Below are 25814 nucleotides of genomic sequence, written 5' to 3'. Positions count from 1 at the left end.
CTAACTGACTGATGGGAGATGGAAAAGCAGAAGGTTCTGAAGAGGAAGGCAGCCATCGTAGGGCGGGTAAGCGAAGCGCCACCCGCCGTCTGCCCGGGGCACTTTCGCTTCCCGGGCCTACGATAACCTGCGTATTACTTGTTAATCTGCGCGTGCATTTCCTGCACTGAAATCACCTTCTCGGTAGCATCCGCGTTCAGCGCCATGGCTGTCGCGAAACCGCCGTTCAGGGTGGTGTCGTAGTGCACTTTGTACTGCAGCGCGCTGCGGCGAATCAGCTTGGAGTCTTCAATCGCCTGACGCCCTTCGGTGGTGTTGATGATGTAGGTATATTCGCCATTCTTGATACGGTCCTGAATGTGCGGACGACCTTCATGCACCTTGTTCACCAGACGCGGGTTGATACCGGCTTCGCCCAGCACAATCGCGGTACCGTGGGTTGCATCCAGCTCAAAGCCCTGTTTCAGCAACTTGGCGGCCAGGTCAACCACGCGCTCTTTGTCCCCTTCACGCACGGAGAGCAGCGCACGGCCCTGCTTCTTCATGGTGGAGTTGCTGCCCAGCTGCGCTTTAGCGAATGCTTCTGCGAAGGTGCGGCCCACGCCCATCACTTCCCCGGTAGAGCGCATTTCTGGCCCTAACAGCGGGTCAACGCCCGGGAATTTGTTGAACGGCAGCACCACCTCTTTCACCGAGTAGTACGGTGGGATGATCTCTTTGGTCACGCCCTGCTGTGCCAGGGTCTGGCCCGCCATCACACGCGCCGCCACTTTCGCCAGCGGTACGCCGGTCGCTTTGGAGACGAACGGTACGGTACGCGCCGCACGCGGGTTAACTTCAATCAGGTAGACTTCGTTGTCTTTCACCGCAAACTGCACGTTCATCAGACCGCGCACCTGCAGCTCGAAGGCCAGCTTCTGCACCTGGTCGCGCATCACGTCCTGAATCTCTTTGCTCAGCGTATAGGCTGGCAGAGAACAGGCGGAGTCGCCGGAGTGAACGCCTGCCTGCTCGATGTGCTCCATGATGCCGCCAATCAGCACCATTTCACCGTCGCAGATGGCATCTACGTCCACTTCCACCGCGTCATCCAGGAAGCGGTCCAGCAGCACTGGCGCATCGTTGGAGACGCTCACTGCGGTCTGGAAGTAACGACGCAGGTCGGCTTCGTCGTAGACGATTTCCATCGCGCGGCCGCCCAGTACGTAGGATGGACGCACCACCAGCGGATAGGTGATCTCTTTGGCTTTCTCAACCGCCTGCTCAATGGCTGTCACGGTGGCGTTAGCCGGTTGTTTCAGCTTCAGACGGTCAACCGCCTTCTGGAAACGCTCGCGGTCTTCCGCACGGTCAATCGCGTCCGGGCTGGTACCGATAACCGGTACGCCTGCGGCTTCGAGGTCACGGGCCAGCTTCAGCGGCGTCTGGCCGCCGTACTGCACGATAACGCCTTTTGGCTTCTCGATGCGGACGATTTCCAGCACGTCTTCCAGCGTTACCGGCTCGAAGTAGAGGCGGTCAGAGGTGTCGTAGTCGGTAGAAACGGTTTCCGGGTTACAGTTGACCATGATGGTCTCGTAACCGTCTTCGCGCAGCGCCAGTGAGGCGTGTACGCAGCAGTAGTCGAACTCGATGCCCTGGCCGATACGGTTTGGACCACCGCCCAGCACCATGATTTTGTCGCGGTCAACGGACGGGTTCGCTTCGCACTCATCTTCATAGGTGGAGTACATGTACGCGGTGTCGGTGGCAAATTCTGCCGCGCAGGTGTCCACGCGTTTGTAGACCGGGTGCAGATTGTACTGGTCACGCAGCTTGCGGATTTCCGCTTCGCGTACGCCCGCCAGTTTAGCCAGACGCGCATCGGCAAAGCCTTTACGCTTCAGCATGCGCAGGAAGTCAGCGTCGAGGCCGTTGATGCCCAGATCCGCGACTTTCTCTTCCAGACGCACCAGCTCTTCAATCTGCACCAGGAACCAGCGGTCGATGTTGGTCAGGTTGAAGACGCCATCGACGGAGAGACCGGCACGGAAGGCGTCGGCGATGTACCAGATACGCTCGGCACCGGCGTCTTTCAGCTCGCGACGGATTTTGGTCAGCGCTTCCGGGTCGTCCAGGCTCACTTTCGGGTCGAAACCGGTGGCGCCCACTTCCAGGCCACGCAGGGCTTTCTGCAGGGATTCCTGCTGAGTGCGGCCAATCGCCATCACTTCACCGACGGACTTCATCTGAGTGGTCAGACGGTCGTTGGCACCGGCAAATTTCTCGAAGTTGAAGCGAGGGATTTTGGTCACAACGTAGTCGATAGAGGGTTCAAACGACGCCGGGGTACGGCCGCCGGTGATGTCGTTCATCAGCTCGTCGAGGGTATAACCCACCGCCAGTTTCGCCGCCACTTTAGCAATCGGGAAGCCGGTCGCTTTCGATGCCAGCGCAGAGGAGCGGGATACGCGCGGGTTCATCTCGATAACAATCAGACGACCATTCTTCGGGTTAACCGAGAACTGAACGTTAGAGCCGCCGGTTTCGACGCCAATCTCACGCAGTACCGCCATCGAGGCGTTACGCATGATTTGATACTCTTTGTCGGTCAGGGTCTGGGCTGGCGCCACGGTGATGGAGTCCCCGGTGTGGATGCCCATGGCGTCGAAGTTTTCAATAGAGCAGACGATGATGCAGTTGTCGTTTTTATCACGCACCACTTCCATCTCGTACTCTTTCCAGCCAATCAGCGACTCATCAATCAGCAGCTCTTTGGTTGGGGAGAGATCCAGACCGCGCTCGCAAATCTCTTCGAACTCTTCACGGTTATAGGCGATACCGCCGCCGGTGCCGCCCATGGTGAAGGACGGACGAATGATGCACGGATAACCCACGTCAGCGGCAACCGCCAGCGCTTCTTCCATATTATGAGCAATACCAGAGCGCGCAGTGTCGAGACCGATTTTCTTCATCGCCACGTCGAAACGGCGGCGATCTTCGGCTTTATCAATCGCGTCGGCAGTCGCGCCAATCATGGTCACGCCGAACTCGGCCAGCACACCCTGACGCTCCAGCTCCAGCGCGCAGTTCAGCGCCGTCTGGCCGCCCATGGTCGGCAGCACCGCATCCGGGCGCTCTTTTTCGATAATTTTACGTACCACTTCCCAGTGAATCGGCTCGATGTAGGTCGCATCGGCCATTTCCGGGTCGGTCATGATGGTCGCCGGGTTGGAGTTCACCAGGATAACGCGGTAACCCTCTTCGCGCAGGGCTTTACACGCCTGGGCGCCGGAGTAGTCGAATTCGCAGGCCTGGCCGATGACAATCGGGCCAGCGCCAAGGATCAGGATGCTTTTTATGTCTGTACGTTTTGGCATGGTCTTCTCGGCTCCTGATTATTTAGCGGTCTTACGGTATTGCTCGATAAGTTCGATAAAGTGATCGAACAGCGGCGCGGCATCGTGTGGGCCTGGGCTCGCTTCCGGGTGTCCCTGGAAGCTGAACGCCGGTTTGTCGGTGCGATGGATGCCCTGCAGGGTGCCATCGAACAGTGATTTATGGGTCACACGCAGGGTGGCCGGCATGGAAGCTTCGTCCACCGCAAAACCGTGGTTCTGCGCAGTAATCATCACCGTGTTGTTGTCGATATCTTTCACCGGGTGGTTACCACCGTGGTGACCGAACTTCATCTTCACGGTTTTGGCACCGCTCGCCAGCGCCAGCAACTGATGGCCGAGGCAGATACCGAATACCGGAATGTCGGTTTCGAGGAAGGTCTTAATTGCGTCGATGGCGTAGTCGCACGGGGCCGGGTCACCCGGGCCGTTGGAGAGGAAGATCCCGTCCGGATTCATCTTCAGCACGTCGTCTGCCGGGGTCTTTGCCGGCACAACGGTCAGACGGCAGCCGCGATCCACCAGCATGCGCAGGATGTTGCGCTTGGCGCCGTAATCGTAAGCCACCACATGGAACGGCAGCTCCTCTTCTTTTTTGGCTTCCGGCAGTTCACCTGCCAGCGTCCAGCTACCCTGAGTCCAGCTGTAGGCCTCAGTGGTGGTCACTTCTTTAGCCAGGTCCATGCCGTTCAGCCCCGGGAAGGCTTTGGCTTTTTCCTGCGCCAGCGCCGCATCCAGGTTATCGCCAGCGATGATGCAGCCGTTCTGGGCACCTTTTTCACGCAGCAGACGCGTCAGCTTACGGGTATCGATATCGGCAATCGCCACGATGTTATGGCGTTTCAGGTAGGACGAGAGGTCTTCGGTGTTGCGGTAGTTGCTGGCAATCAGCGGCAGGTCGCGAATAATCAGACCTTGTGCATGTACCTGGGAGGACTCTTCATCAGCGGCGTTAGTGCCGACATTACCGATATGGGGATAAGTTAGAGTAACGATTTGGCGGGAATAGGAAGGATCAGTGAGGATTTCTTGATAACCGGTCATTGAAGTATTGAAAACGACTTCCCCAACCGCCGAACCTGTTGCCCCAATGGCCCGACCGATAAACTGGGTTCCGTCTTCCAGAACCAATAGCGCTGACTTAATCAAAACACCCTCCAGAGAATATTCACTCACTTTATTTGCATATTAATGCACAACCATAGTGTGAAGCAATGCAAATCTGCTGCCAGTGGATTTTCGGCAAACGGCGGCATTCTGGAGATTTGGCAGGGGAAAGTCAACTTAAAAAGCGGCTTTTATTTGTAGTTTTTGCGGCACTGATGGTCAGGAAGGTTGTTAATGGGCAAAAAGATCAACTAAATCACGTAAGAAAACGCTTGCGGGTCATTTTTATTGTTAACCCGGCCTTACCAGCCTCAAAAAGTGGACCATTTGGTCAAAATTCACAATTTTGAAACAGAAATAATGGAGATAACTTATATTTATAAGCACTTCAAATTAAAAAAGACTTAAAACAGGATAAAATTAAAGGGCAATAAATTATTGCCCTCTGCAATCAACTAATTATGACTGCAATAACCACATCACGAAGGGTAAACTTGATTATAAATTGTTAAGATCGAGCACGTCACGCATGTCAAAAAGACCATCTTTTTTGCCTTTCAACCAAATTGCAGAACGAACAGCCCCATTTGCAAAAGTCATACGACTGGACGCTTTATGGGTAATTTCAACACGCTCGCCGATATCAGCAAACATTGCGGTATGTTCACCCACGATATCGCCCGCACGCACGGTGGCAAAACCAATGGTGCCAGGGACGCGTTCGCCGGTATGACCTTCCCGGGTGTAGACCGCACACTCTTTCAGATCTTTGTCCATCGCCTGAGCAATCGCCTCGCCCATCGCCAGCGCAGTGCCGGACGGGGCATCGACTTTATAACGGTGATGCGCTTCGATGATTTCGATGTCGGTGTAATCCCCCATCACCTTCGCCGCCTTCTCCAGCAGCTTGAGCATCACGTTCACGCCGACGCTAAAGTTCGCTGCAAAGACGATCGCAATCTCTTTGGCCGCATCCTGAATAGCCTGCTTGCCTGCATCATCGAAACCGGTAGTGCCGATAACCATGCCTTTACCATGCTGACGGCAAAACGCCAGGTGGTGGAGCGTGCCTTCAGGACGGGTAAAATCGATAAACACATCAAAGTCATCTTTAACCGCCTCGAGGCTGCTCTGGACGGTGACGCCCGTCTTCGCTGCGCCCGCTAGCTCACCTGCGTCAGCGCCCAGAAGCGATGAACCTTCGCGCTCCAGCGCCGCGCCAAGTGCCACGCCATCCATCTGTAGTGCCGCCTGAATAAGCTGACGGCCCATACGTCCGCCCGCGCCCGCTATGGCGACACGGATCTCTGCATCATGCATAGTTATTCTCTTACGTTAAAATGATGTAAACCGTTTTCAGATTAACCAGCCCTGACAAAGGCTGCCACTGAAAACGCCGATAATTAGAATTTAATGATAAACAGGGAGAGATATCAGTGAAAGACATGATCGTCAGCGAAAACCGCACGATTCACGCACCACCAGCGCAGGCGGCAGGATGATGCGTTTTGCGGGTTAATCACCATCCTGTTAGTCGAGCGCATAGGTTACCACCAGCTGCCCCTTTTTCATCTTCAGCCCGAGGATCTGCACCATCCCAATATCCGCCAGCTGTTTAACGTGCGTTCCTCCGCACAGGTATGCCGGGAGATCGCCAAAGCGGACCTTGCGTCTGCCCGCTTCAATTTCGGTATGGCGAAGCAGGTTGTCGGCTTTCCAGCCGTCAATCATGACCATCAGAGCGCTTGCATCAGGCAGGGGAGCCACACTTTCACCGGGCATAAAGGTAATCCGCCCTTCACCGGGCCAGTGGTGGGCTTTTACCGGCTTCCAGCCAAACTGCTCGCCGGCATAACCAATCAAATGGCCTGCGCTGTGCCAGCGGGAGTGACGTTCTCTCACCTCTTCATCGACCTGCATCTCCACCTCACCTGGCGCAAGCGCGCCGGACACGATGTGGACCACCTGCTCTCCGCGCAGGAAGACTGCTTCTACCGCCATCCCGTCGAGCGTTCCCCAATCCGCGGGCTGCCCACCCCCCTGCGGATGGAAAAAGGTCTGATTGAGCTCAATGGCGTAACGGCCATCAGGCTCTTCACTGCAACGGATCACCTGTGCCCGGCCTGCTGTCGCGTCACTTGAGTAATAAAGTCGTTCTGTCATGGTTGCTCTCCTCTGTAGCCTGACAGTATATTCGTCACTTAAATATCGATAATCGGCCACTCACACATTGCACTCTTGCCTGGTATGCACAAATGAAACCTGCCCTGCTTCCCGATCTCGCCACTTTCGTCATCATCGTAGAGCAGGGTAACTTTTCAACCGCAGCTCGTCTGACTGGCGCAACGCCCTCCGCGATCAGCCGCTGTGTTTCACGTCTTGAAAAAGAGATGGGATGCAAATTGCTGCACCGCACCACGCGCAAGCTGGCCCTTACCGTGACCGGAAAATCGGTTTATGAACATGCGCTGGATATGCTGGACGCGGCACAGCAGGCGATGGATTCTGGCAGCAGCCTGCAGACCGTTGCGCAGGGAAAGCTCACCATGAGCGTGCCGAAAGCCGTGGGACGTTTTGTGATCCATCCTTTAATCCCGGCATTCCTTGAGCGCTATCCGCAAATAGATGTCTGTCTGCGTCTGGAAGATCGTTATATGGATTTGATCGACGATGGCGTCGATCTGGCGTTACGGATCACTACTACCCCCTCCCCTGGCCTGTACGGTAAACCGCTGATGCCGGTCACCCATGTTATCTGCGCCACGCCAGAGTACCTTTGTCGCATGGGCACGCCCCAGCATCCGCACGATCTTCGGGAACACAGCTGTATCTCGCTCGGTGAAACCCCAGCCGATTCACGCTGGAAGTTTGCTTTGAACGGGAAAACGGAAACGGTACAGACCCACGGACGTTACGCCGCTAACCACACGGGCGTGAGGCTGGATGCGGTAAAGCGCAGCCTGGGAATCGGGAGTTTACCGCTGTTCACGGCGCGTGATGCGCTGGAAAGTGGGGAGATTGTGCAGGTACTGCCGGAGTGGGAGTTTATCAGTAGCTATACGGGCGATCTCTGGCTGCTGTGGACGCGCAATAAACATATGCCAGCCAGGATGCGGGCGATGATCGACTACCTGAATGAAAAAATGCCAGTCATTCAGTGACTGGCATTTTTAAAAGCTTACTTAACTTCGCGGGCGTCAATTCGCAGCTCTTTCGGGACTTCGAAGACGATATTCTCTTCGCGCCCCGCCAGCGGGATGGCTTCTCCGCCACCCAGCTCCTGCAGACGGGCAATCACGTTCTGTACCAGAATATCCGGGGCAGACGCGCCCGCCGTCACGCCAACACATGCAGCATTCTTGACCCAGGCTTCCTGAATATCGGTCGCATCGTCAATCAGGAATGCGGCTTTGCCCATCCGCTGCGCCAGTTCGGCCAGACGGTTGGAGTTCGAGGAGTTTTTCGAGCCGACGACCAGCACCACGTCCGCCTGCTCCGCCAGGGCGCGGACCGCTTCCTGACGGTTAGTGGTGGCGTAGCAGATGTCGTCCTTGCGCGGACCAACGATTTTCGGGAAGCGCTGACGCAGGGCATCGATAACATCAGAGGTGTCATCCACCGAGAGCGTGGTCTGGGTCATAAACGACAGCTTCGCTTCGTTTTTGACGTTCAGCGTCAGCACATCGTCCGGAGACTCGACCAGGTACATGCCCCCTTCCGGGTTGCTGTACTGGCCCATGGTGCCTTCCACTTCGGGGTGACCGGCGTGACCAATCAGGATCGACTCTTCACCGCGACGGCTGGCGCGTGCCACTTCCATATGCACTTTGGTGACCAGCGGGCAGGTGGCATCAAACACGGTCAGATCGCGATTTTTCGCTTCGTTACGTACCGCCTGGGAGACGCCGTGGGCGGAGAAGATCAGGATTGCGCCATCCGGCACTTCGTCGATCTGCTCAATAAAGATCGCCCCGCGGGTACGCAGGCTATCCACCACATAGCGGTTATGCACCACTTCGTGACGGACATAAATCGGCGCGCCGTAAAGCTCCAGCGCGTTTTCAACAATGCTGATAGCGCGGTCTACTCCGGCACAGAAACCGCGCGGGTTAGCCAACAGGATCTGCATTCACATCCTCCAGTACCGGGTCAATTTCCAGCACTTCAACATCAAAATGGACGGTACGCCCGGCGAGCGGGTGGTTGAAATCGACGGTAATGGAGTCGCCGTTGATCTCACGGATCACGCCAGGCATTTCGCTGCCATCCATAGCGGTAAAGAGCATGATTGCCCCGATTTCCGGTTCGCCCGCATCCATAAACTCACGGCGCGAGAAGTACTGGATCAGGTCCGGGGACGGCACACCAAACGCGGCATCCGGCTCCAGAGTGAAGGCTTTTTTCTCACCCTCTTTCAGGCCCAGCAGCTGTTGCTCAAGACCTTCCGACAGAGAGGTATCGCCAAGACGAAACAGCGCCGGTTTGCCGTTGTTGCGGGTGGACTCTGCGGTGGAGCCATCATCCAGTTTCAGCGTGAAGTGAACCAGCATCGCGCTGTTGCTCTGTACGGATTTAGACATACACATTGCTCTTTAATGTTGTCTCGCCTGTTTGCCGGGTGGCGCTTCGCTTACCCGGCCTACAGGATCGGCATATTCGGTAGGCCGGGTAAGCGTAGCGCCACCCGGCATTGACAATTACGCCTGCTCTTTCGCTGCGGGTTTAGGCAGGAAGCCTTCCAGCACAATCATCGCCGCACCGATACAGATCGCCGTATCGGCCAGGTTAAAGGTGGCGAAGTGCCAGCTGCCGACATAGAAGTCGATCATATCGACCACAAAGCCATGCCACAGACGGTCGAACAGGTTACCCAGCGCGCCGCCAATGATCAGCGCGTAGGCGATGTTATTCAGCTTCTGCGTGGCTTTGCTGCGGTACATCAGCACCGCCAGAACCACGCAGATACCGAGAGCGATACCCGCGAAGAACCAGCGCTGCCAGCCGCCGCTGTCAGCCAGGAAGCTAAACGCCGCGCCATAGTTGCGCGCATAATGCAGATTAAGTGACGGGAACAGCGGCATCGTATCCCCCAGAGCAAAGTTCTGGAGGATCAGGTACTTGCTGCCCAGATCAATAATCAGCACGACTACTACCAGCCACAGCCAGCGCAGCCCTGTTGAAGAGAGTGATTTACTCATCAGGCAAACTTACGTTTTTCGCCATCACCGGCGACGTTGCTGACACAGCGTCCGCAGATCTCTGCGTGTTCCGCCACCTTGCCGACATCAGTGGTGTAATGCCAGCAACGCGGACATTTCTCACCATCGGCTTTCACCAGCGCCACCTTCAGCCCTTTGAGCAGTTCGCTCTGCTGGGCATCAGCGCTCGCGTCGGCATAATCCGCAACATTCGCACCGGAGGTCAACAGGACAAATCGCAATTCATCGCCCAGCGCCGTCAGTTTCGCCGCCAGCTCAGGTTCTGCGTACAGGGTTACTGCCGCTTCCAGAGAGCCGCCCACTTTCTTGTCGGCACGCGCCTGCTCGATCACCTTGTTCACTTCGCCGCGCACTTTCAGCAGCTCGTCCCAGAAGCTGTCGTTCATGGCTTCGGTCTCTGCCAGGCCAAACAGGCCCTGGTACCACTCGCCGGTGAAGACATACTTCTCACGATCGCCTGGCAGGTAGCCCCAGATCTCATCCGCAGTGAAGGACATGATCGGTGCCATCCAGCGCACCAGCGCTTCCGCGATGTGGAACAGTGCGGTCTGGCAGCTGCGACGCGCCACGCTGTCCGCTTTGGCGGTGTACTGACGGTCTTTAATGATGTCGAGATAGAACGAGCCCATCTCGATGGAGCAGAAGCGCATCAGGCGCTGCACCACTTCGTGGAAGTCGTAAGACTCGTAGGCTTTCAGGATATCTTCCTGCGCCGCTTGCGCGCAGCCTACTGCCCAGCGATCCAGCACCACCATCTCTTCCGGTTTCACCATATCTTTTGCCGGATCGAACCCATTCAGGTTCGCCAGCAGGAAGCGCGCGGTGTTACGGATACGACGATAGCTGTCGGCAGCACGTTTCAGGATCTCATCGGACACCGCCATTTCGCCGGTGTAGTCAGTTGATGCCACCCACAGACGCAGAATATCAGCGCCCAGTTTGTTCATCACATCCTGAGGAGAAACGGTGTTACCGATAGATTTGGACATCTTGCGGCCCTGACCATCCACGGTGAAGCCGTGAGTCAGTACCTGACGATAAGGTGCCTTGCCCTTCATGGCGGTGGAGATCATCAGGGATGACATGAACCAGCCACGGTGTTGGTCAGACCCTTCCAGATACATGTCGGCAGCGTGACCGGCAAATTCCGGACGCACGTCAACCACAGAAGAGTGGGTAGAACCGGAGTCAAACCAGACGTCCAGAGTATCCGGCACTTTCTCGTAGTTGTCCGCGTCAGCGCCGAGGATGTCCCGGGAGTCGAGATCCCACCACGCCTGAATGCCGTCAACTTCGACGCGCTTCGCCACTTCTTCCATCAGTTCCAGGGTGTTCGGGTGCAGCTCCTGCGTCTCTTTATGCACGAACAGAGACATCGGTACGCCCCAGGTACGCTGACGGGAGATACACCAGTCAGGACGGTTGGCAACCATGGATTCGATACGCGCCTGGCCCCAGTCCGGGATCCACTGCACGCCTTTGATCTCGGAAAGCGACTGCGCGCGCAGGCCTTTCTGATCCATGCTGACAAACCACTGCGGGGTCGCACGGAAGATGATCGGCGACTTGTGACGCCAGCAGCACGGATAGCTGTGCTGCATTTTTTCAACGTGCAGCAGCGAACCATTGTCGCGCAGCATGTTGACGATGATGTCGTTGGCTTTGAAGACGTTGATGCCGTCCAGCGTCGGATATGTGCCTGGCAGATACGCGCCGTCCGGGCCAACCGGGTTGGCGATCTCCAGACCGTATTTGAGGCTGATGCTGTAGTCGTCCGGGCCATGACCACCGGCGGTATGCACCGCACCGGTACCCGCTTCCAGGGTAACGTGTTCGCCCAGGATCGCTGGCACATCGAAATCGAGGAACGGGTGCTTAAAGCGCAGATGTTCCAGCTCAGCACCTTTAACGGTACCGAGAATACGGTATTCGGTGATGTTCGCGCGTTTCAGCACGCTCTCCACCAGGTCTTTCGCGAGGATCAGCGCGCGACCTTCAACCTGTACCAGCGCATAGTCGAACTCCGCAGAAAGGGAGATCGCACGGTTGGCAGGCAGGGTCCACGGGGTGGTAGTCCAGATGACCAGCGAGATTGGGCCTTCTACGCCCGGCAGACCAAATTTGCCCTGCAGCGCATCCTGATCGACGCCTTCAAAGGCCACGTCGATGGATGGAGAGGTTTTGTCGTAATACTCGACTTCCGCCTCAGCCAGCGCCGAACGGCAATCCACGCACCAGTGCACCGGCTTGGCGCCTTTATGCAGGTGGCCGTTGCCGATGATTTTGCCCAGCGCACGGATGATGTTGGCTTCGGTTTTGAAGTCCATGGTCAGGTACGGGTGTGACCAGTCGCCCAGCACGCCCAGACGGATAAAGTCTTCACGCTGGCCGTCAACCTGGGTAGCTGCGTATTCGCGGCATTTGGCGCGGAATTCGGCGGCGGTGAACTTCTCGCCCGGCTTGCCGAACTCTTGCTCCACTTTCAGCTCGATCGGCAGACCGTGGCAGTCCCAGCCTGGAACGTAAGGCGAGTCAAAGCCCGTGAGGCCTTTGGACTTCACGATAATGTCTTTCAGAATCTTGTTTACAGAGTGACCAATATGAATGCTGCCATTCGCATAAGGAGGGCCATCATGCAGGATGAAGGTTTTTTTCCCTTTTTTGGCTGCACGGATGATGCCGTACAGGTCATCATCGGTCCAACGCGCCAGCATTCCCGGTTCACGCTTGGCGAGATCGCCGCGCATCGGGAACCCTGTTTCCGGCAAATTCAGGGTTGATTTATAGTCACTCATCAGATTCTCGGTTCCGTATTTATATCTCAGGCATTAAGCCGGGTTTGATAGCCCAAAAATTTCGCGGGCTGTTAACTCATCTCTCGCGATTTGCGCTTTTAGCTCATCAAGCGAGGCGAATCGCTGCTCATTGCGTATTTTTTTACGCAGGATTACATCTATATGGCGACCATAAAGGTCCATTACAACGTCCAGCAAATGCACTTCGAGCTGCTGGCGTACGCCAGCCACTGTCGGACGGGTACCAATATTGGCAACGCCGGGCAGGGGCTTATCGCCCAGCCCCGTCACTTCTACCGCAAAGACCCCTTTTACCGGGGAAACCTGACGACGCAGCGGTAAGTTCGCCGTCGGGAAACCAATGGTGCGACCCAGTTCATCGCCATGCACGACGCGCCCGGAAATAGAGAACGGGCGACCGAGCAGGGTTGCGGCGGTATCCAGATCGTCGTCAGCCAGTGCCTGGCGTACTGCCGTGCTGCTGATGCGTACGCCGCCTTCGCAGAAGGTCTGGGTGCTGGTGACGTCAAAGCCATACTCCAGGCCAGCCTTCTGTAATAGCAAGAAATCCCCCTGACGACCAGCGCCAAAGCGGAAATCATCTCCCACCGCCAGAAAGCGCACGCCTAGGCGATCCACTAACAGGTCGCTGACAAAATTTTGTGCCGTCAGGGCGGCGAAGCGCCGATCAAAACGGACGCACAGGACGTAGTCCACGCCGCACTGCGCCAGGTAACGTAACTTTTCACGCAGACGGGTCAGGCGCGCAGGCGCCTTCTCGCTGGCAAAAAGCTCCAGCGGCTGCGGCTCAAAAATCATGACTACTACCGGCAGACCTCGTGCCCGCCCCTCTTCACGTAACCCCTGCAACAGCACCTGATGCCCACGATGCACGCCGTCGAAATTACCAATAGTCAGCACACACCCGTGTGGGGCCTGACTGAGATTATGTATGCCGCGTATCAGCTTCATGACTGGCTCAAAACAGTGAAAATCGCCAAAGTATACCTTGTACAGCGGTTAAGGTTAACCGGCGATTGTTCACGCAAAACAGAAAGCCGTAATGATTTCATCAGGGTTGCCTTTCACAGCGAAAAAATCTGGCTGCAGATGAGGATTTTTGTATCGAAAAGCTGTATTCAGGAGAGACAAGCTGGTAGAATCCTGCGCCATCACTACGTAACTTAGCGTCGCTTATTAACGGCGCTTATTTGCACAAATCCATTGACAAAAGAAGGCAAAGAGGGCATATTCCTCGGCCTTTGAATTGTCCACATAGATCATATTTGGGAGTTGGACTTGGCTAATATCAAATCAGCTAAGAAACGTGCCGTTCAGTCTGAAAAGGCTCGTAAGCACAACGCAAGCCGTCGCTCTATGATGCGTACTTTCATCAAGAAAGTATACGCAGCAATCGAAGCTGGCGACAAAGCTGCAGCGCAGAACGCATTTAACGAAATGCAACCAATCGTGGACCGTCAGGCTGCTAAAGGTCTGATCCACAAAAACAAAGCAGCGCGTCATAAAGCAAACCTGACCGCGCAGATCAGCAAACTGGCTTAATCGCCACTTGTTGTTGCTTGTTTAAAGAACCCGCTTAACGCGGGTTTTTTTATGCCTTCAGATTGCCGGTGGCGTAAACAGCGCCGAGTAGTCACGGTTACAGATACGCTGCACCGCCGGATGCTGAATCATTCTTTCCGCAAATATCGCGTGATACTCCTCCATCACGTTATCCACCCTGCCAATCTCCGTAATCCCGATGTCCGAATAGAGATCCTGCGCGTAAAGCGTCGGGGCAACGAAGATCGCGTTGTGCGCTTCGCCAAAGGCCTTCATCAGCGCCGCATCATCAAATTCACCCAGAATCTCTACCTTCAGCCCCTGGGAGTTAAACCAGTTCAGCAGCTTGCGGCCGAGCATGGAGCGTCTGCCCGGCACCAGCAGACGGCGCTCTTCCAGACAGGCGGGAAAGGGTTTTTCCGGCGGCGGGTTGATGCACCAGAAGCTCACCCCACACTCGCCAATCTTCACTGAGAACAGCCCCTCCTGCTGGGTGGAGTCGATCGGGCAGTCGGAGATAATCATATCCAGTTTATGCTGGCTCAGCTGCTCGAGCAGCATCTCGTGAGTGGATTCAAAGCAGCGCAGGTGGATTTGCTCATCTTCAACCACCGCCGCGTCCAGCACGCCGCTGACCAGCCGTTTTGACAGCGCATCCGCGACACCAACGTCAAAGAGCAGATTGGACTCCTTGCGGTAGTTGACGATATCGAGCATCTCCTGGCTCAGGGTGAACATTTTGTCAGCGTAGCGAAATACCAGTTCGCCGAGCTCGCTGGGTTCGATTCCGCGTCCCTTACGCTTGAATAACTTCCCCTGCAGGCGCTCTTCCAGGGCTTTGATCTGCCCGGTAATCGTCTGCGGCGTCAGGTAGAGCGCCTCTGCAGCGCCGACAACTGAGCCCTGCTTGTAGACATGCCAGAAGTAGTAAAGATGGTTGTAATTCAAATGAGACATCGCGAATTCACTCCCTGATCGTAAATCGGGAGAAGGCTCCCCTTCCCCCGCTTTCCTGTTATGCCTGGACGACCTGTCCGGACAATTTTACCTTCAGCAAGGTATAACCCGTCACCGCAGCCAGTAATGACCCGATGAGAATGCCGAGTTTTGCCCAGACGATAAGCTCAGGCGCATGCGTACCAAATGCCAGCGTCGAGATAAAGATCGACATGGTAAATCCAATTCCGCACAGCACGCCCACGGCCGTTATCTGCCTGAAGGTGGTGCCGTGCGGCAATGATGCCAGCTTCAGTTTCAGCGCCAGCCAACAGAACAGGCTGATACCTAACGGCTTACCGATAAACAACCCGGCAATGATGCCCAGCGGAAGCACTGACGTCAGCCCGTCCAGCGTCACCCCGCTAAGGGAAACACCCGCGTTAGCAAAAGCAAACAGCGGCAGGATCATAAAGGCCACCCACGGATGAAGCACATGCTCCAGCTGGCTGGCAGGTGATTTGCCATTTTGCGGTTTAAGCGGTACGAAGAAGCCGACGATCACCCCTGCCAGCGTGGCATGCACGCCCGATTTCAGTACCGCAGTCCACAGCACCATCCCCACCAGCACGTAAATGCCGATACGGCGTACGTTGAACAGGTTCAGCAGCGCCAGCACTGCAATAGCGCCTGCAGCAACGCTCAGCGACAGTATCGACAGTTCACTGGTGTAGAACAGCGCGATAATTACAATAGCGCCAAGATCGTCAATGATAGCCAGCGCCATCAGGAAGATTTTCAGCGCTGCCGGAACGCGGCTTCCCAGTAGTGCCAGTACCCCAAGGGCAAAGGCGATATCCGTTGCCGCCGGGATTGCCCAGCCGTGGCGCGCCACCGGATCCTGCCAGGTAAACGCCAGGAAGAGCAGCGCCGGAACGACCATTCCACCCAGCGCGGCAATGACCGGAAACGCCGCACGCTGGCGGCTGGCAAGCGAGCCCACTATCAGCTCGCGTTTCACCTCAAGCCCCACCAGCAGGAAGAACACCGCCATAAGTGCATCGTTGATCCACAGTAGCATGTTCTTATTAATTTCAAGCGCCCCGACCTTCAGCTCTACGGGCGTTTCCAGAAACGCATGGTAGAACTCATGGGTGATACCCAGGTTGGCCAGCACCATCGCGGCGGCGGCAGCGATAATCAGGATGATGCCGCCGGACGCTTCACTGCTAAAGAAACGGTGTAATAATTTCACTTAAGCTCTCTCTTTTACCACAATACCTCGATAAAACCATAATACCAAGCCTAAAAACTCGGCAAAAACAGATTAATATTGAGTATAAATTCAGTTTTACCGAGCAATACCCACAAATAAAAAAGCCCGGAATCGCTTCCGGGCTTTTTTGAGATGAACGCCAGCTAATGGATTAGCGAGTCAAATCGTCAAAGAATTTTTTCACGCCATCAAAGAAGCTTTTGGAGCGCGGGCTGTTGTTCTCACCCGTTGGGCCGCCAAAGCTCTCCTGCAATTCTCGCAGCAGCTGCTTCTGTTTCTCATTCAGGCCAACCGGGGTTTCGACCACCACGCGACACAGCAGGTCGCCCTGTGCGCCGCCACGGACCGATTTCACGCCTTTACCACGCATGCGGAACAGCTTACCGGTCTGGGTTTCACCAGGCACTTTCAGGTTTACGCGACCGTCGAGAGTTGGCACTTCGATTTCACCGCCCATCGCCGCCATCGCAAAGTTGATCGGCACTTCGCAGTACAGGTTGTTGCCTTCACGTTCGAAAATCGCGTGCTGCTTCACCTGCACCTGAACGTACAGATCGCCTGCCGGTGCGCCATGCTCACCCGCTTCGCCTTCGCCAGACAGACGAATACGATCGCCAGTATCCACGCCTGCCGGAATTTTAACGGACAGGGTTTTGCTCTTCTCAACGCGACCGTGACCGTGGCATTTGTTGCACGGATCCTTGATCAGCGTACCGCGGCCCTGACAGTGCGGACAGCTCTGCTGCACTGCAAAGAAGCCCTGACGCATCTGTACCTGACCAGAACCGTGACAGGTTGGACAGGTCTGCGGTTTGGTACCCACTTTCGCGCCGCTGCCGTGGCAAATGTCACACTCTTCCAGGGTGGGAATGCGGATCTCTTTCGTTACACCGCGTACGGCCTCTTCCAGCGTCAGCTCCATGTTGTAGCGCAGGTCTGCGCCACGGGCTGCACGCTGACGACCGCGGCCGCCGCCGAAGATGTCGCCAAAGACGTCACCAAAGATATCGCTGAAATCTGCGCCACCGCCACCAAATCCGCCGCCGCCGCCCATGCCGCCCTGTTCAAACGCAGCGTGGCCATACTGATCGTAGGCCGCACGTTTCTGGGCATCGGTCAGGATTTCGTAGGCTTCTTTGATCTCTTTAAATTTGGCTTCGGCCTCTTTGTCACCCTGGTTGCGGTCCGGGTGAAATTTCATGGCCAGGCGCTTATACGCCTTTTTGATTTCACGCTCTTCCGCTGTTTTGGAAACGCCTAAAATCTCGTAATAGTCTTGCTTAGCCATCTTGTTTTATCTGCCCCTAACATGCGTGCACGGGCGGAGAGGAAACCTCTTCGCCCGTGCCAGTGTATTACCCGTTCAAAGGGCGATTATTTTTTGTCTTTCACTTCTTCAAACTCTGCGTCGACAACATCGTCATCTTTCGCGTTGTTTGCTGAAGCGTCAGCACCCGCGCCAGCCTGCTGCTGTGCGTGTTGCTGCTGCGCGATCTCCATCAGCTTCTCGGAAACCTGAGCCAGCGCCTGCATTTTTGCTTCGATATCGGCTTTGTCTTCGCCTTTCAGGGACGCTTCCAGCGCGCTCAGTGCAGACTCGATAGCAGTTTTGTCGTCAGCTGGCAGTTTGTCGCCGGCTTCTTCAACCTGCTTACGGGTGCTGTGCAGCAGATGGTCACCCTGGTTGCGGGTCTGAACCAGTTCTTCGAACTTACGGTCAGACTCGGCGTTAGCTTCCGCTTCGCGAACCATCTTCTGGATCTCTTCTTCGTTCAGACCGGAAGAGGCCTTGATAGTGATCTTCTGCTCTTTACCGCTGTTTTTGTCCTTCGCGGAAACGTGCAGGATACCGTCAGCATCGATGTCGAAGGTGACTTCGATCTGTGGCATACCGCGCGGCGCCGGGCTGATACCATCGAGGTTAAACTGACCCAGATCTTTGTTATCTGCGGCACGTTTACGCTCACCCTGCAGCACATGGATGGTTACCGCAGACTGGTTGTCTTCAGCGGTAGAGAACACCTGGCTGTGCTTGGTCGGGATGGTGGTGTTTTTGGCGATCAGCGCCGTCATCACACCGCCCATGGTTTCGATACCCAGAGACAGCGGGGTAACGTCCAGCAGCAGTACGTCTTTAACTTCACCAGTCAGAACGCCACCCTGAACGGCAGCACCGATAGCAACGGCTTCGTCCGGGTTAACGTCTTTACGCGGCTCTTTACCAAAGAATTCAGCCACTTTCTTCTGAACCATTGGCATACGGGTTTGACCACCCACCAGGATAACGTCCTGGATTTCGGAGACGGACAGACCCGCATCCTGCAGAGCAACTTTCAGTGGCTCAATGGAACGGTTAACCAGGTCTTCAACCAGGCTTTCCAGTTTCGCGCGAGTCACTTTGATGTTCATGTGTTTTGGACCGGTCGCGTCTGCAGTGATGTACGGCAGGTTCACGTCGGTCTGCTGCGCAGAAGAGAGCTCAATCTTCGCTTTTTCTGCGGCTTCTTTCAGGCGCTGCATGGCCAGCGGATCGTTACGCAGGTCGATGCCCTGATCTTTCTTAAACTCGTCAACGAGGTAGTTGATCATACGGCTGTCGAAGTCTTCACCACCCAGGTGGGTATCACCGTTGGTCGCCAGAACTTCGAAGGTTTTTTCGCCGTCAACTTCGTCGATTTCGATAATAGAGATATCGAAAGTACCACCACCGAGGTCATATACCGCGATAGTACGGTTGCCGACTTCTTTATCCAGACCGTAGGCCAGTGCCGCTGCGGTTGGTTCGTTGATGATACGTTTGACTTCCAGACCCGCGATACGGCCCGCGTCTTTGGTTGCCTGACGCTGAGCATCGTTGAAGTATGCCGGTACGGTGATAACCGCTTCAGTTACCGGTTCGCCCAGGTAATCTTCAGCCGTTTTCTTCATTTTCTTCAGCACTTCAGCAGAGATCTGCGGCGGTGCCATTTTCTGACCTTTAACATCAATCCATGCGTCGCCGTTCTCAGCGCCGATGATTTTGTACGGCATGATGGCTTCATCACGCTGCACTTCTTCGTCCTGGAAGCGACGGCCAATCAGGCGTTTGATCGCAAACAGGGTGTTTTGCGGGTTTGTCACTGCCTGACGTTTAGCCGGCTGACCAACCAGAGTTTCACCATCCTGGGTATAAGCAATGATAGAAGGCGTGGTGCGATCGCCCTCGGCGTTCTCCAGCACACGTGCAGTGGTGCCATCCATAATCGCTACACAAGAGTTGGTAGTACCCAGGTCGATACCAATAATTTTACCCATCTAAACGTCTCCACTAAAAATTCAGTCAACATGTGGTTGTGTACCTGTAATAAGGGCAGAAGGTGCTTTTTCAACTGTCCAGATTTGAATTTTTTCAGGTCCACACACTGCGGTTGACTACAAGATGGGGTCGCAACGGCATCCATCAAGGGGGAAGGATAAAAAAATTTTTAATTTCACCCTGATTAGATCATAGACGGCGCTGATGCCGCCCATTATGATGCCGCGCCCCGCCAGGGAGAATTGGCGTGGGATTCACCATTTCACCATATTAATGATGATTTTTTTTGAGGACTTATGGGCAACACTAAGTTGGCTAATCCGGCTCCGCTGGGCCTGATGGGTTTCGGCATGACCACCATTCTGCTGAACCTGCACAATATCGGGATGTTCCCGATGGACGGCATTATCCTGGCGATGGGCATTTTTTACGGCGGTATCGCACAGATCTTCGCGGGCCTGCTGGAATATAAGAAAGGCAATACCTTCGGTTTAACCGCATTCACCTCTTACGGCTCGTTCTGGCTGACCCTGGTCGCCATTCTGCTGATGCCGAAAATGGGTCTGACCGAAGCGGCGAACCCACAGTTCCTGGGTGTCTACCTGGGCCTGTGGGGCGTGTTCACGCTGTTCATGTTCTTTGGCACCCTGGTAGGTAACCGTGCGCTGCAGTTCGTGTTCCTGAGCCTGACCGTGCTGTTCGCTCTGCTGTGTGTCGGTCACCTGGTGGATAACGGCGAGTCCATTATTCACGTAGCCGGCTGGATTGGCCTGGTCTGCGGCGCCAGCGCCATTTACCTGGCGATGGGCGAAGTGCTGAACGAGCAGTTCGGCCGCACCGTTCTGCCGATTGGTGAAAAACACTGATCCCCCTTCGTGCCCGCCCTGCGGGCACGAAATCGCCTCCCCTGCCGCAGCCCTCTTTTCAACACGGTCATTTTTCGACCACATCAGAAACGGTTAGTAAACAAAATGCGCATAATCACCTTATTCAATTGATAAGCATTATCATTGCGAATAGTGTGACCCGGCGCATCCCGGATATGGATATCATGCAGTGCCGAACAGGAACCCAAGGGGATGAAATAATTCTGTTGTGTTGCATAAGGTTAACTGATGAATTCCAGCCTTGCCGCCAGCGATCAAACTGGCGAATCCATTATCGCGTCACATTACCGTAAGGTTCTCGTCCGGCGCTTTGCCCTGGCAGGGGTGCTGTTCTTCTTTATTATTTGCTCTCTGATCCTCGACTTCACGCTCGGCCCGTCAGGCATCTCCGTTTCTACCCTCTGGCACACCTTAGTCAACTCCGCCGCGGCCGATGCCGGGACACGGGTAATCGTCTGGGATCTGCGCCTGCCGTTCGCGTTAATGGCCGTCGCCGTTGGCATGGCGCTGGGGCTGGCGGGGGCTGAGATGCAAACCATCCTTAATAACCCGCTCGCCAGCCCGTTTACGCTGGGCGTGTCGTCTGCCGCCTCTTTTGGTGCCGCACTGGCCATTGTGCTCGGTTTAGGTATTCCCGGTATTGCCGATAAGTGGTTCATTCCGGCGAACGCTTTTATCTTTGCGCTGCTGGCCTGCTTTATTCTGGATGGCATCAGCCGCTGGACCCGCGTGGCGACCTCCGGCGTGGTGCTGTTTGGTATCGCCCTGGTCTTTACCTTTAACGCGCTGATTTCCATTCTGCAGTTTGTTGCCAGCGAAGATACCCTGCAGGGGCTGGTCTTCTGGACGATGGGCAGCCTGGCAAGAGCCTCGTGGGATAAGCTCGCCATTCTGGCCGTCGCGCTGCTGATTATCGTGCCGCTGTCGCTGAAAAACGCCTGGAAACTGACGGCGCTGCGTCTGGGGGAAGATCGTGCCGTCAGCTTTGGCATCAACGTGAAAAAGCTGCGTCTGACCACGCTGTTGCGCATCAGTATCATCTCGGCCCTGACGGTTGCCTTTGTCGGCCCGGTCGGCTTTATCGGTCTGGTGGCGCCGCACATCTCCCGCATGATGTTTGGCGAGGATCACCGGTTTTATCTGCCCGGCAGCATGCTGATTGGCGCGCTGGTGCTCTCGCTGGCGTCGGTATTTTCCAAGAACATCGTTCCCGGCGTCATTATTCCCGTGGGCATTGTCACCTCGCTGGTGGGCGTGCCGTTCTTCCTCAGCATCATTATTCGCAACCGGGGGAACGTATGACCGACGGCCTGCGCATCCGCGATCTGCACACCGGCTATCGCAAGAAAAAAATCATCAGTGGTCTGAACACCCCGCTGCTCCCGCGCGGGCAGATCACCGCCCTGCTGGGGCCAAACGGCTCGGGCAAGTCCACCCTGCTGCGCGCCCTGGCTGACCTGAACCCCGCTCAGGGAGAGTTGCAGCTCAACGGCGAAGATCTGATGACCCTGCCCGCGGCGAAGCGCGCGCAGAAGGTGGTTTATCTGCCGCAATCCCTGCCCCAGGGGGTGCATCTACATGCGCTCGAATCGGTGATTGTTGCCCGTCGGGCCAGCGGCAGTCCTTCTGGTCTCAATGTCGAACAGGAAGCGTATTCCATCCTCGATAAACTGGGCGTCGCCCATCTGGCGATGAGCTTTCTCGACCAGCTCTCCGGCGGGCAAAAACAGCTGATCGGGCTTGCCCAGTCTCTCATTCGCGAGCCGGATCTGCTGTTGCTGGATGAACCCTTAAGCGCCCTCGACCTCAACTACCAGTTCCATGTGATGGATATCGTCGCCCGCGAAACGCGGCTGCGCAATATCGTCACCGTCGTGGTGATCCACGACATCAACATAGCTCTGCGCCATGCGAACTTTGCCCTGATGCTGAAAGGCGGCGAGCTTATCGCCAGCGGCCTGCCGGGTGAGGTTGTCACCCCTGCCAACCTGGCGACGGTGTACGGCGTGGATGGTCGGGTTGAATACTGTTCCCGTGGGCTGCCGCATGTGGTGGTCGACGGGTTAACACCATAAGAAGAAGACGGGAAAGACATGACGCTGAAAAAACTCATTGCCGCCGCGGGCGGCCTGGCACTGTTACTTTCACCCTTACTCGCCCAGGCAGAGAGCTGGCCGTTGACGGTGAAAGACCTGGATAACCGCACGGTCACGGTTGAACATGAACCGCAGCGCATCATTCTCCAGGACGGACGCGACATCTTTGCCCTGGCCCTGCTGGAGCGCGATAACCCCTTCTCCAGAGTAGTGGCGTGGAACAACCTGCCGAAGAAGCAGGACACCGAAACCTGGAACGTACTGAAGCGTAAATGGCCGGAAGCGGAGAAGATCCTCGACATGAAGTTTTCTGACCAGGGGAATGTCGATCTCGAAACGGTGATCTCCCGCCAGCCCGACCTGATGATTGCCCAGCTGCGCGCTAAGCCGTCGCTGGTGCAGACCGGCGTGCTGGCGCAGCTGGAAGCCCTGCATATTCCGGTTATCTTCGTGGATTATGAACTGCACCCGGTGGAGAATACTCTGCCGAGTATTGCCCTGCTGGGTAAGGTGATGGGGCAGACCGAGCGCGCGCAGGCCTATATCGATTTCTATCAGCAGCGTCTGGACAGGATCCACCAGCGTCTGGCCACCGTTAGCAAAAAACCGCTGGTCTTTATCGAACCGATTGCCGGTGTCGGCGGGCTGGATAACGGCTGCTGCTTCACCCATGCGCGCAACGGCTGGGGCGGGCTGGTAGAGGCCGCTGGCGGAACCAACATCGGCTCGCAGCTGCTGCCGGGTGCAAGCGGAAATATCGCGGTAGAGAAGATTATCTCCCTGAACCCGGATTACTACCTGATGACCGGCTCAAAACGTCCGGGTAAAGGCACGGCGATTATCCCGTTTGGCTATAACGTCCCGGCACATGATGTCAGCGCAGCCTTTAACGCCCTGCTGACGCGTCAGGGGGTCGCCAGCATTCCGGCCGTCGCGCAAGGCCACACCGGGGCGCTTTATCACCACTTCTATAACAACCCGTATAACATCGTCGCTATTGAGACGCTGAGCAAAATCTTCTACCCGACGCTGTTTAAGGATGTGGATCCGCTGGCGGACTACCACGCCATTATCAAAAACTTTACCCACATTCCGGATGACAACATCATCCTCAGCTTTACTTCGTCGCATTAGCGAAAAGGCCGGGCACATTGCCCGGCCTTCTCATTAACCGGCGAGGACCGGTACTTCTACGGGCTTCTGGCGCAGCCAGAGGCCTAACGCCAGCCCCATCAGCGAGAGCGCCAGCACGTACCAGGCCGGTGCCATTGGCGACACCCCCATCAGCAGGGTAACGGCAATCGGCGTCAGCCCGCCGAAGATGGCGTAGGAGACGTTATACGAGAAGGAGATCCCGGTGAAGCGTACTTCCGGCGGGAAGGCGCGGACCATGACGTAAGGCACGGCGCCCACCACCCCGACGCACAACCCGACCACGCCGTACAGCAGGAACAGCTGTTCCGGATGGCTGCCCACCAGGTGATAGAACGCCCAGCTTGATGCAGCCAGCAGTAGGCTACCGATGATAAAGGTCAGGCTGGAACCGATACGATCCACCACCAGCCCGGCAATCAGGCAGCCAAAGCAGAGCATGATGGTCGCGATGCTATTGGCCTGCAGCGTTACCGCTGGGGCAAAGCCGTACTGTTTTTGCAGCCAGACCGGCGACATCAGGATCACTACCACAATCCCGGCCGACAGCAGCCAGGTGAGCAGCATCGACACCACTACCGCTTTTTTATGGCGCACCACTACCGCTTTGACCGGCAGCTCCTGCGCCAGCGCCTTGCGTTGCTGCATCTCAAGGAAGACCGGGGTCTCCTGCAGCCAGCGACGCAGATACATCGCCACCAGACCAAAGGCACCGCCCAGCAGGAACGGAATACGCCAGCCCCAGTCGAGCACTGCCTGTTGAGTTATGCTGGTGTTCACCAGGGTCGCCACCACGGAGCCCAGCAGAATGCCGACCGTCAGCCCTGCGGTCAGCGTACCGCAGGCAATGCCGATCCGCCGGGCCGGCACATGTTCCGCCACAAACACCCAGGCACCAGGGACTTCACCGCCAATCGCCGCCCCCTGCAGGATGCGCATCAGCAGCAGCAATACCGGGGCAATAATTCCCATCGAGGCATAGGTCGGCAGCAAGCCGATCGCGAGGGTTGGAACGGCCATCAGCAGGATGCTGAGGGTGAACATCTTTTTGCGTCCCACCAGATCGCCGAAGTGAGCCATGATGATGCCACCCAGCGGGCGCGCCAGATACCCGGCGGCAAAAATGCCAAAGGTCTGTACCTGACGCAGCCATTCGGGAATGTCTGCCGGGAAGAATAGCGCCCCGACGACCGCCGCGAAAAAGACGAAGATGATGAAGTCATAAAACTCCAGCGCACCGCCGAGTGCGGCCAGGGTGAGAGTCTTATAATCCTGACGATTGAGAGGCCGGTTGTAATGTGACATAGCGAACCATTATGGGCTGAATTGTTGAGTTATATTTACAGCGATCGTAAAGAAAAAATTACTATACCGTAAATCAATTAGCACGCTACTGCCGTTACAGCTTATGTCACATTATTGTTAATTTCAGGAGATTGTTTCACGTCTCGCGCTTTTCGGGCGAAAAGCTGCTACTACCTGCGGGTCGGTTTCCACATAAGGCCCTTCAAGCAGCTGTACACAATAAGGTACACTTGCGAAGATACCTGACACCACCACCTTGCCGTCGGCCTCTTTCACCCCTTCCAGCGTCTCTTTAATCGACTTCGGCTGGCCCGGCAAATTGAGGATCAGCGCCTGCTTGCGAATTACGCCTACCTGACGGGAGAGGATCGCCGTCGGCACAAAGTGCAGGCTGATCTGGCGCATCTGTTCACCAAAACCCGGCATTTCACGATCGGCGATGGCGAGGGTCGCATCCGGCGTCACGTCGCGACGCGCCGGCCCTGTTCCGCCCGTGGTCAGCACCAGGTGGCAGCTCATTTCATCAACCAGCTCACATAAGGTTTGTTCGATGATCGCCTGTTCATCCGGGATCAAGCGGGTTTGCACTTCAAAAGGGGTGGTCAGGGCAGAAGCCAGCCAGGCTTCCAGCGCGGGGATGCCTTTATCTTCATAGACACCGCTGGAGGCGCGATCTGAGACGGAAACTAAGCCAATGCGTAAGGTATTCATATCTATTCCATTCAAACAATACAGATTGAGGGAATGATACACGCAGCAGGGGGATTCAGACAGGGAACAAGAGAAGTAGCGTGACCGGAAGCCCG

At 56.1% G+C, this 25814-nt stretch carries 22 protein-coding genes and 1 pseudogene; 7 read left to right on the top strand and 16 right to left on the bottom strand.

From position 1 onward, the window contains the following. Positions 1-134 precede the first annotated feature (134 nt). Together carB and carA are read right to left on the bottom strand one after the other, a co-directional pair. Positions 135-3359: a carbamoyl-phosphate synthase large subunit gene (carB, locus tag G7090_RS03700; protein WP_106994197.1), complete on the bottom strand. Its 3225-nt coding sequence runs from the start codon at positions 3357-3359 to the stop codon at positions 135-137. Between the two features lie 18 nt (positions 3360-3377). Continuing rightward, complete coding sequence (gene carA / locus G7090_RS03695) at positions 3378-4526, bottom strand: glutamine-hydrolyzing carbamoyl-phosphate synthase small subunit (RefSeq protein WP_166181574.1); 1149 nt, start codon at positions 4524-4526, stop codon at positions 3378-3380. 65 nt (positions 4527-4591) lie between these two features. On the opposite strand from carA, the gene G7090_RS03690 reads away from it, so the two are divergent. Continuing rightward, positions 4592-4834 carry a hypothetical protein gene (locus G7090_RS03690; RefSeq protein WP_166181573.1) on the top strand — a complete coding sequence of 81 codons (243 nt, stop codon included), beginning with the start codon at positions 4592-4594 and terminating at the stop codon, positions 4832-4834. 148 nt (positions 4835-4982) lie between these two features. On the opposite strand, the gene dapB is transcribed toward G7090_RS03690, so the two are convergent. Together dapB and G7090_RS03680 are read right to left on the bottom strand one after the other, a co-directional pair. Next, a complete protein-coding gene (dapB, locus tag G7090_RS03685) occupies positions 4983-5804 on the bottom strand; it encodes a 4-hydroxy-tetrahydrodipicolinate reductase (protein WP_166181572.1) in 822 nt (273 codons plus the stop codon). Between the two features lie 210 nt (positions 5805-6014). Then, a complete protein-coding gene (locus tag G7090_RS03680) occupies positions 6015-6647 on the bottom strand; it encodes an alanyl-tRNA editing protein (protein ID WP_166181571.1) in 633 nt (210 codons plus the stop codon). A 92-nt stretch (positions 6648-6739) separates the two neighbouring features. On the opposite strand from G7090_RS03680, the gene G7090_RS03675 reads away from it, so the two are divergent. Further along, positions 6740-7645, top strand: a complete 906-nt coding sequence (locus G7090_RS03675) for a LysR family transcriptional regulator (RefSeq protein WP_166181570.1) — start codon at positions 6740-6742, stop codon at positions 7643-7645. A 17-nt stretch (positions 7646-7662) separates the two neighbouring features. Here G7090_RS03675 and ispH read toward each other — a convergent pair whose 3' ends face one another. The 6 genes and pseudogenes from ispH to G7090_RS23705 form a co-directional block, all read right to left on the bottom strand. After that, positions 7663-8613 carry a 4-hydroxy-3-methylbut-2-enyl diphosphate reductase gene (gene ispH, locus G7090_RS03670; protein ID WP_106994191.1) on the bottom strand — a complete coding sequence of 317 codons (951 nt, stop codon included), beginning with the start codon at positions 8611-8613 and terminating at the stop codon, positions 7663-7665. After that, entirely contained in the window at positions 8594-9064 is a 471-nt protein-coding gene (fkpB, locus tag G7090_RS03665) for an FKBP-type peptidyl-prolyl cis-trans isomerase (protein WP_106994190.1), read from the bottom strand. The genes ispH and fkpB overlap by 20 nt, the downstream gene beginning before the upstream one ends. A gap of 117 nt (positions 9065-9181) precedes the next feature. Then, positions 9182-9682, bottom strand: coding sequence for a signal peptidase II (lspA, locus tag G7090_RS03660; protein WP_166181569.1), 501 nt, complete (start codon positions 9680-9682; stop codon positions 9182-9184). Beyond that, entirely contained in the window at positions 9682-12498 is a 2817-nt protein-coding gene (gene ileS, locus G7090_RS03655) for an isoleucine--tRNA ligase (RefSeq protein WP_106994188.1), read from the bottom strand. Before ileS ends, lspA begins: the two co-directional genes overlap by 1 nt. A gap of 33 nt (positions 12499-12531) precedes the next feature. Then, positions 12532-13470, bottom strand: a complete 939-nt coding sequence (gene ribF / locus G7090_RS03650) for a bifunctional riboflavin kinase/FAD synthetase (RefSeq protein WP_106994187.1) — start codon at positions 13468-13470, stop codon at positions 12532-12534. Between the two features lie 7 nt (positions 13471-13477). Then, positions 13478-13696, bottom strand: a pseudogene (locus G7090_RS23705) (DUF2575 domain-containing protein). Between the two features lie 101 nt (positions 13697-13797). Between G7090_RS23705 and rpsT the strand changes: the two are divergent. Next, a complete protein-coding gene (rpsT, locus tag G7090_RS03640; protein ID WP_012015991.1) occupies positions 13798-14061 on the top strand; it encodes a 30S ribosomal protein S20 in 264 nt (87 codons plus the stop codon). A gap of 57 nt (positions 14062-14118) precedes the next feature. On the opposite strand, the gene nhaR is transcribed toward rpsT, so the two are convergent. The 4 genes from nhaR to dnaK form a co-directional block, all read right to left on the bottom strand. After that, a complete protein-coding gene (gene nhaR / locus G7090_RS03635) occupies positions 14119-15018 on the bottom strand; it encodes a transcriptional activator NhaR (protein WP_166181568.1) in 900 nt (299 codons plus the stop codon). Positions 15019-15076: 58 nt separating this feature from the next. Next, positions 15077-16252 carry a Na+/H+ antiporter NhaA gene (gene nhaA / locus G7090_RS03630; protein WP_166181567.1) on the bottom strand — a complete coding sequence of 392 codons (1176 nt, stop codon included), beginning with the start codon at positions 16250-16252 and terminating at the stop codon, positions 15077-15079. Between the two features lie 172 nt (positions 16253-16424). After that, positions 16425-17561 (bottom strand): molecular chaperone DnaJ, encoded by a 1137-nt coding sequence (gene dnaJ / locus G7090_RS03625; RefSeq protein ID WP_106994184.1) that lies wholly within the window; start codon positions 17559-17561, stop codon positions 16425-16427. Between the two features lie 86 nt (positions 17562-17647). After that, the gene (gene dnaK / locus G7090_RS03620; RefSeq protein ID WP_106994183.1) at positions 17648-19567 is read right to left on the bottom strand and encodes a molecular chaperone DnaK; all 1920 of its coding nucleotides are present in this window, start codon (positions 19565-19567) and stop codon (positions 17648-17650) included. A gap of 297 nt (positions 19568-19864) precedes the next feature. Between dnaK and satP the strand changes: the two genes are divergently transcribed. The 4 genes from satP (at position 19865) to G7090_RS03600 (ending at position 23685) form a co-directional block, all read left to right on the top strand. After that, a complete protein-coding gene (gene satP / locus G7090_RS03615; RefSeq protein WP_166181566.1) occupies positions 19865-20434 on the top strand; it encodes an acetate uptake transporter in 570 nt (189 codons plus the stop codon). A 249-nt stretch (positions 20435-20683) separates the two neighbouring features. Next, complete coding sequence (locus tag G7090_RS03610) at positions 20684-21757, top strand: iron ABC transporter permease (protein WP_106994181.1); 1074 nt, start codon at positions 20684-20686, stop codon at positions 21755-21757. After that, complete coding sequence (locus G7090_RS03605; RefSeq protein WP_166181565.1) at positions 21754-22530, top strand: ABC transporter ATP-binding protein; 777 nt, start codon at positions 21754-21756, stop codon at positions 22528-22530. The genes G7090_RS03610 and G7090_RS03605 overlap by 4 nt, the downstream gene beginning before the upstream one ends. 18 nt (positions 22531-22548) lie before the next feature. Continuing rightward, a complete protein-coding gene (locus G7090_RS03600) occupies positions 22549-23685 on the top strand; it encodes an ABC transporter substrate-binding protein (protein WP_166181564.1) in 1137 nt (378 codons plus the stop codon). A 33-nt stretch (positions 23686-23718) separates the two neighbouring features. Here the strand turns inward: G7090_RS03600 and G7090_RS03595 are convergent, their stop codons facing one another. Together G7090_RS03595 and mog are read right to left on the bottom strand one after the other, a co-directional pair. After that, positions 23719-25008, bottom strand: coding sequence for an MFS transporter (locus G7090_RS03595; protein WP_166181563.1), 1290 nt, complete (start codon positions 25006-25008; stop codon positions 23719-23721). Positions 25009-25131: 123 nt separating this feature from the next. Further along, entirely contained in the window at positions 25132-25719 is a 588-nt protein-coding gene (mog, locus tag G7090_RS03590; protein ID WP_106994177.1) for a molybdopterin adenylyltransferase, read from the bottom strand. Positions 25720-25814: the final 95 nt, after the last annotated feature.

Source organism: Leclercia sp. 29361 (assembly GCF_011290365.1).
GTDB classification, from domain to species: domain Bacteria; phylum Pseudomonadota; class Gammaproteobacteria; order Enterobacterales; family Enterobacteriaceae; genus Enterobacter; species Enterobacter tamurae.
Note: the sequence above shows the minus strand (reverse complement) of the source record. Positions and strands in the feature narration are given on the sequence as shown.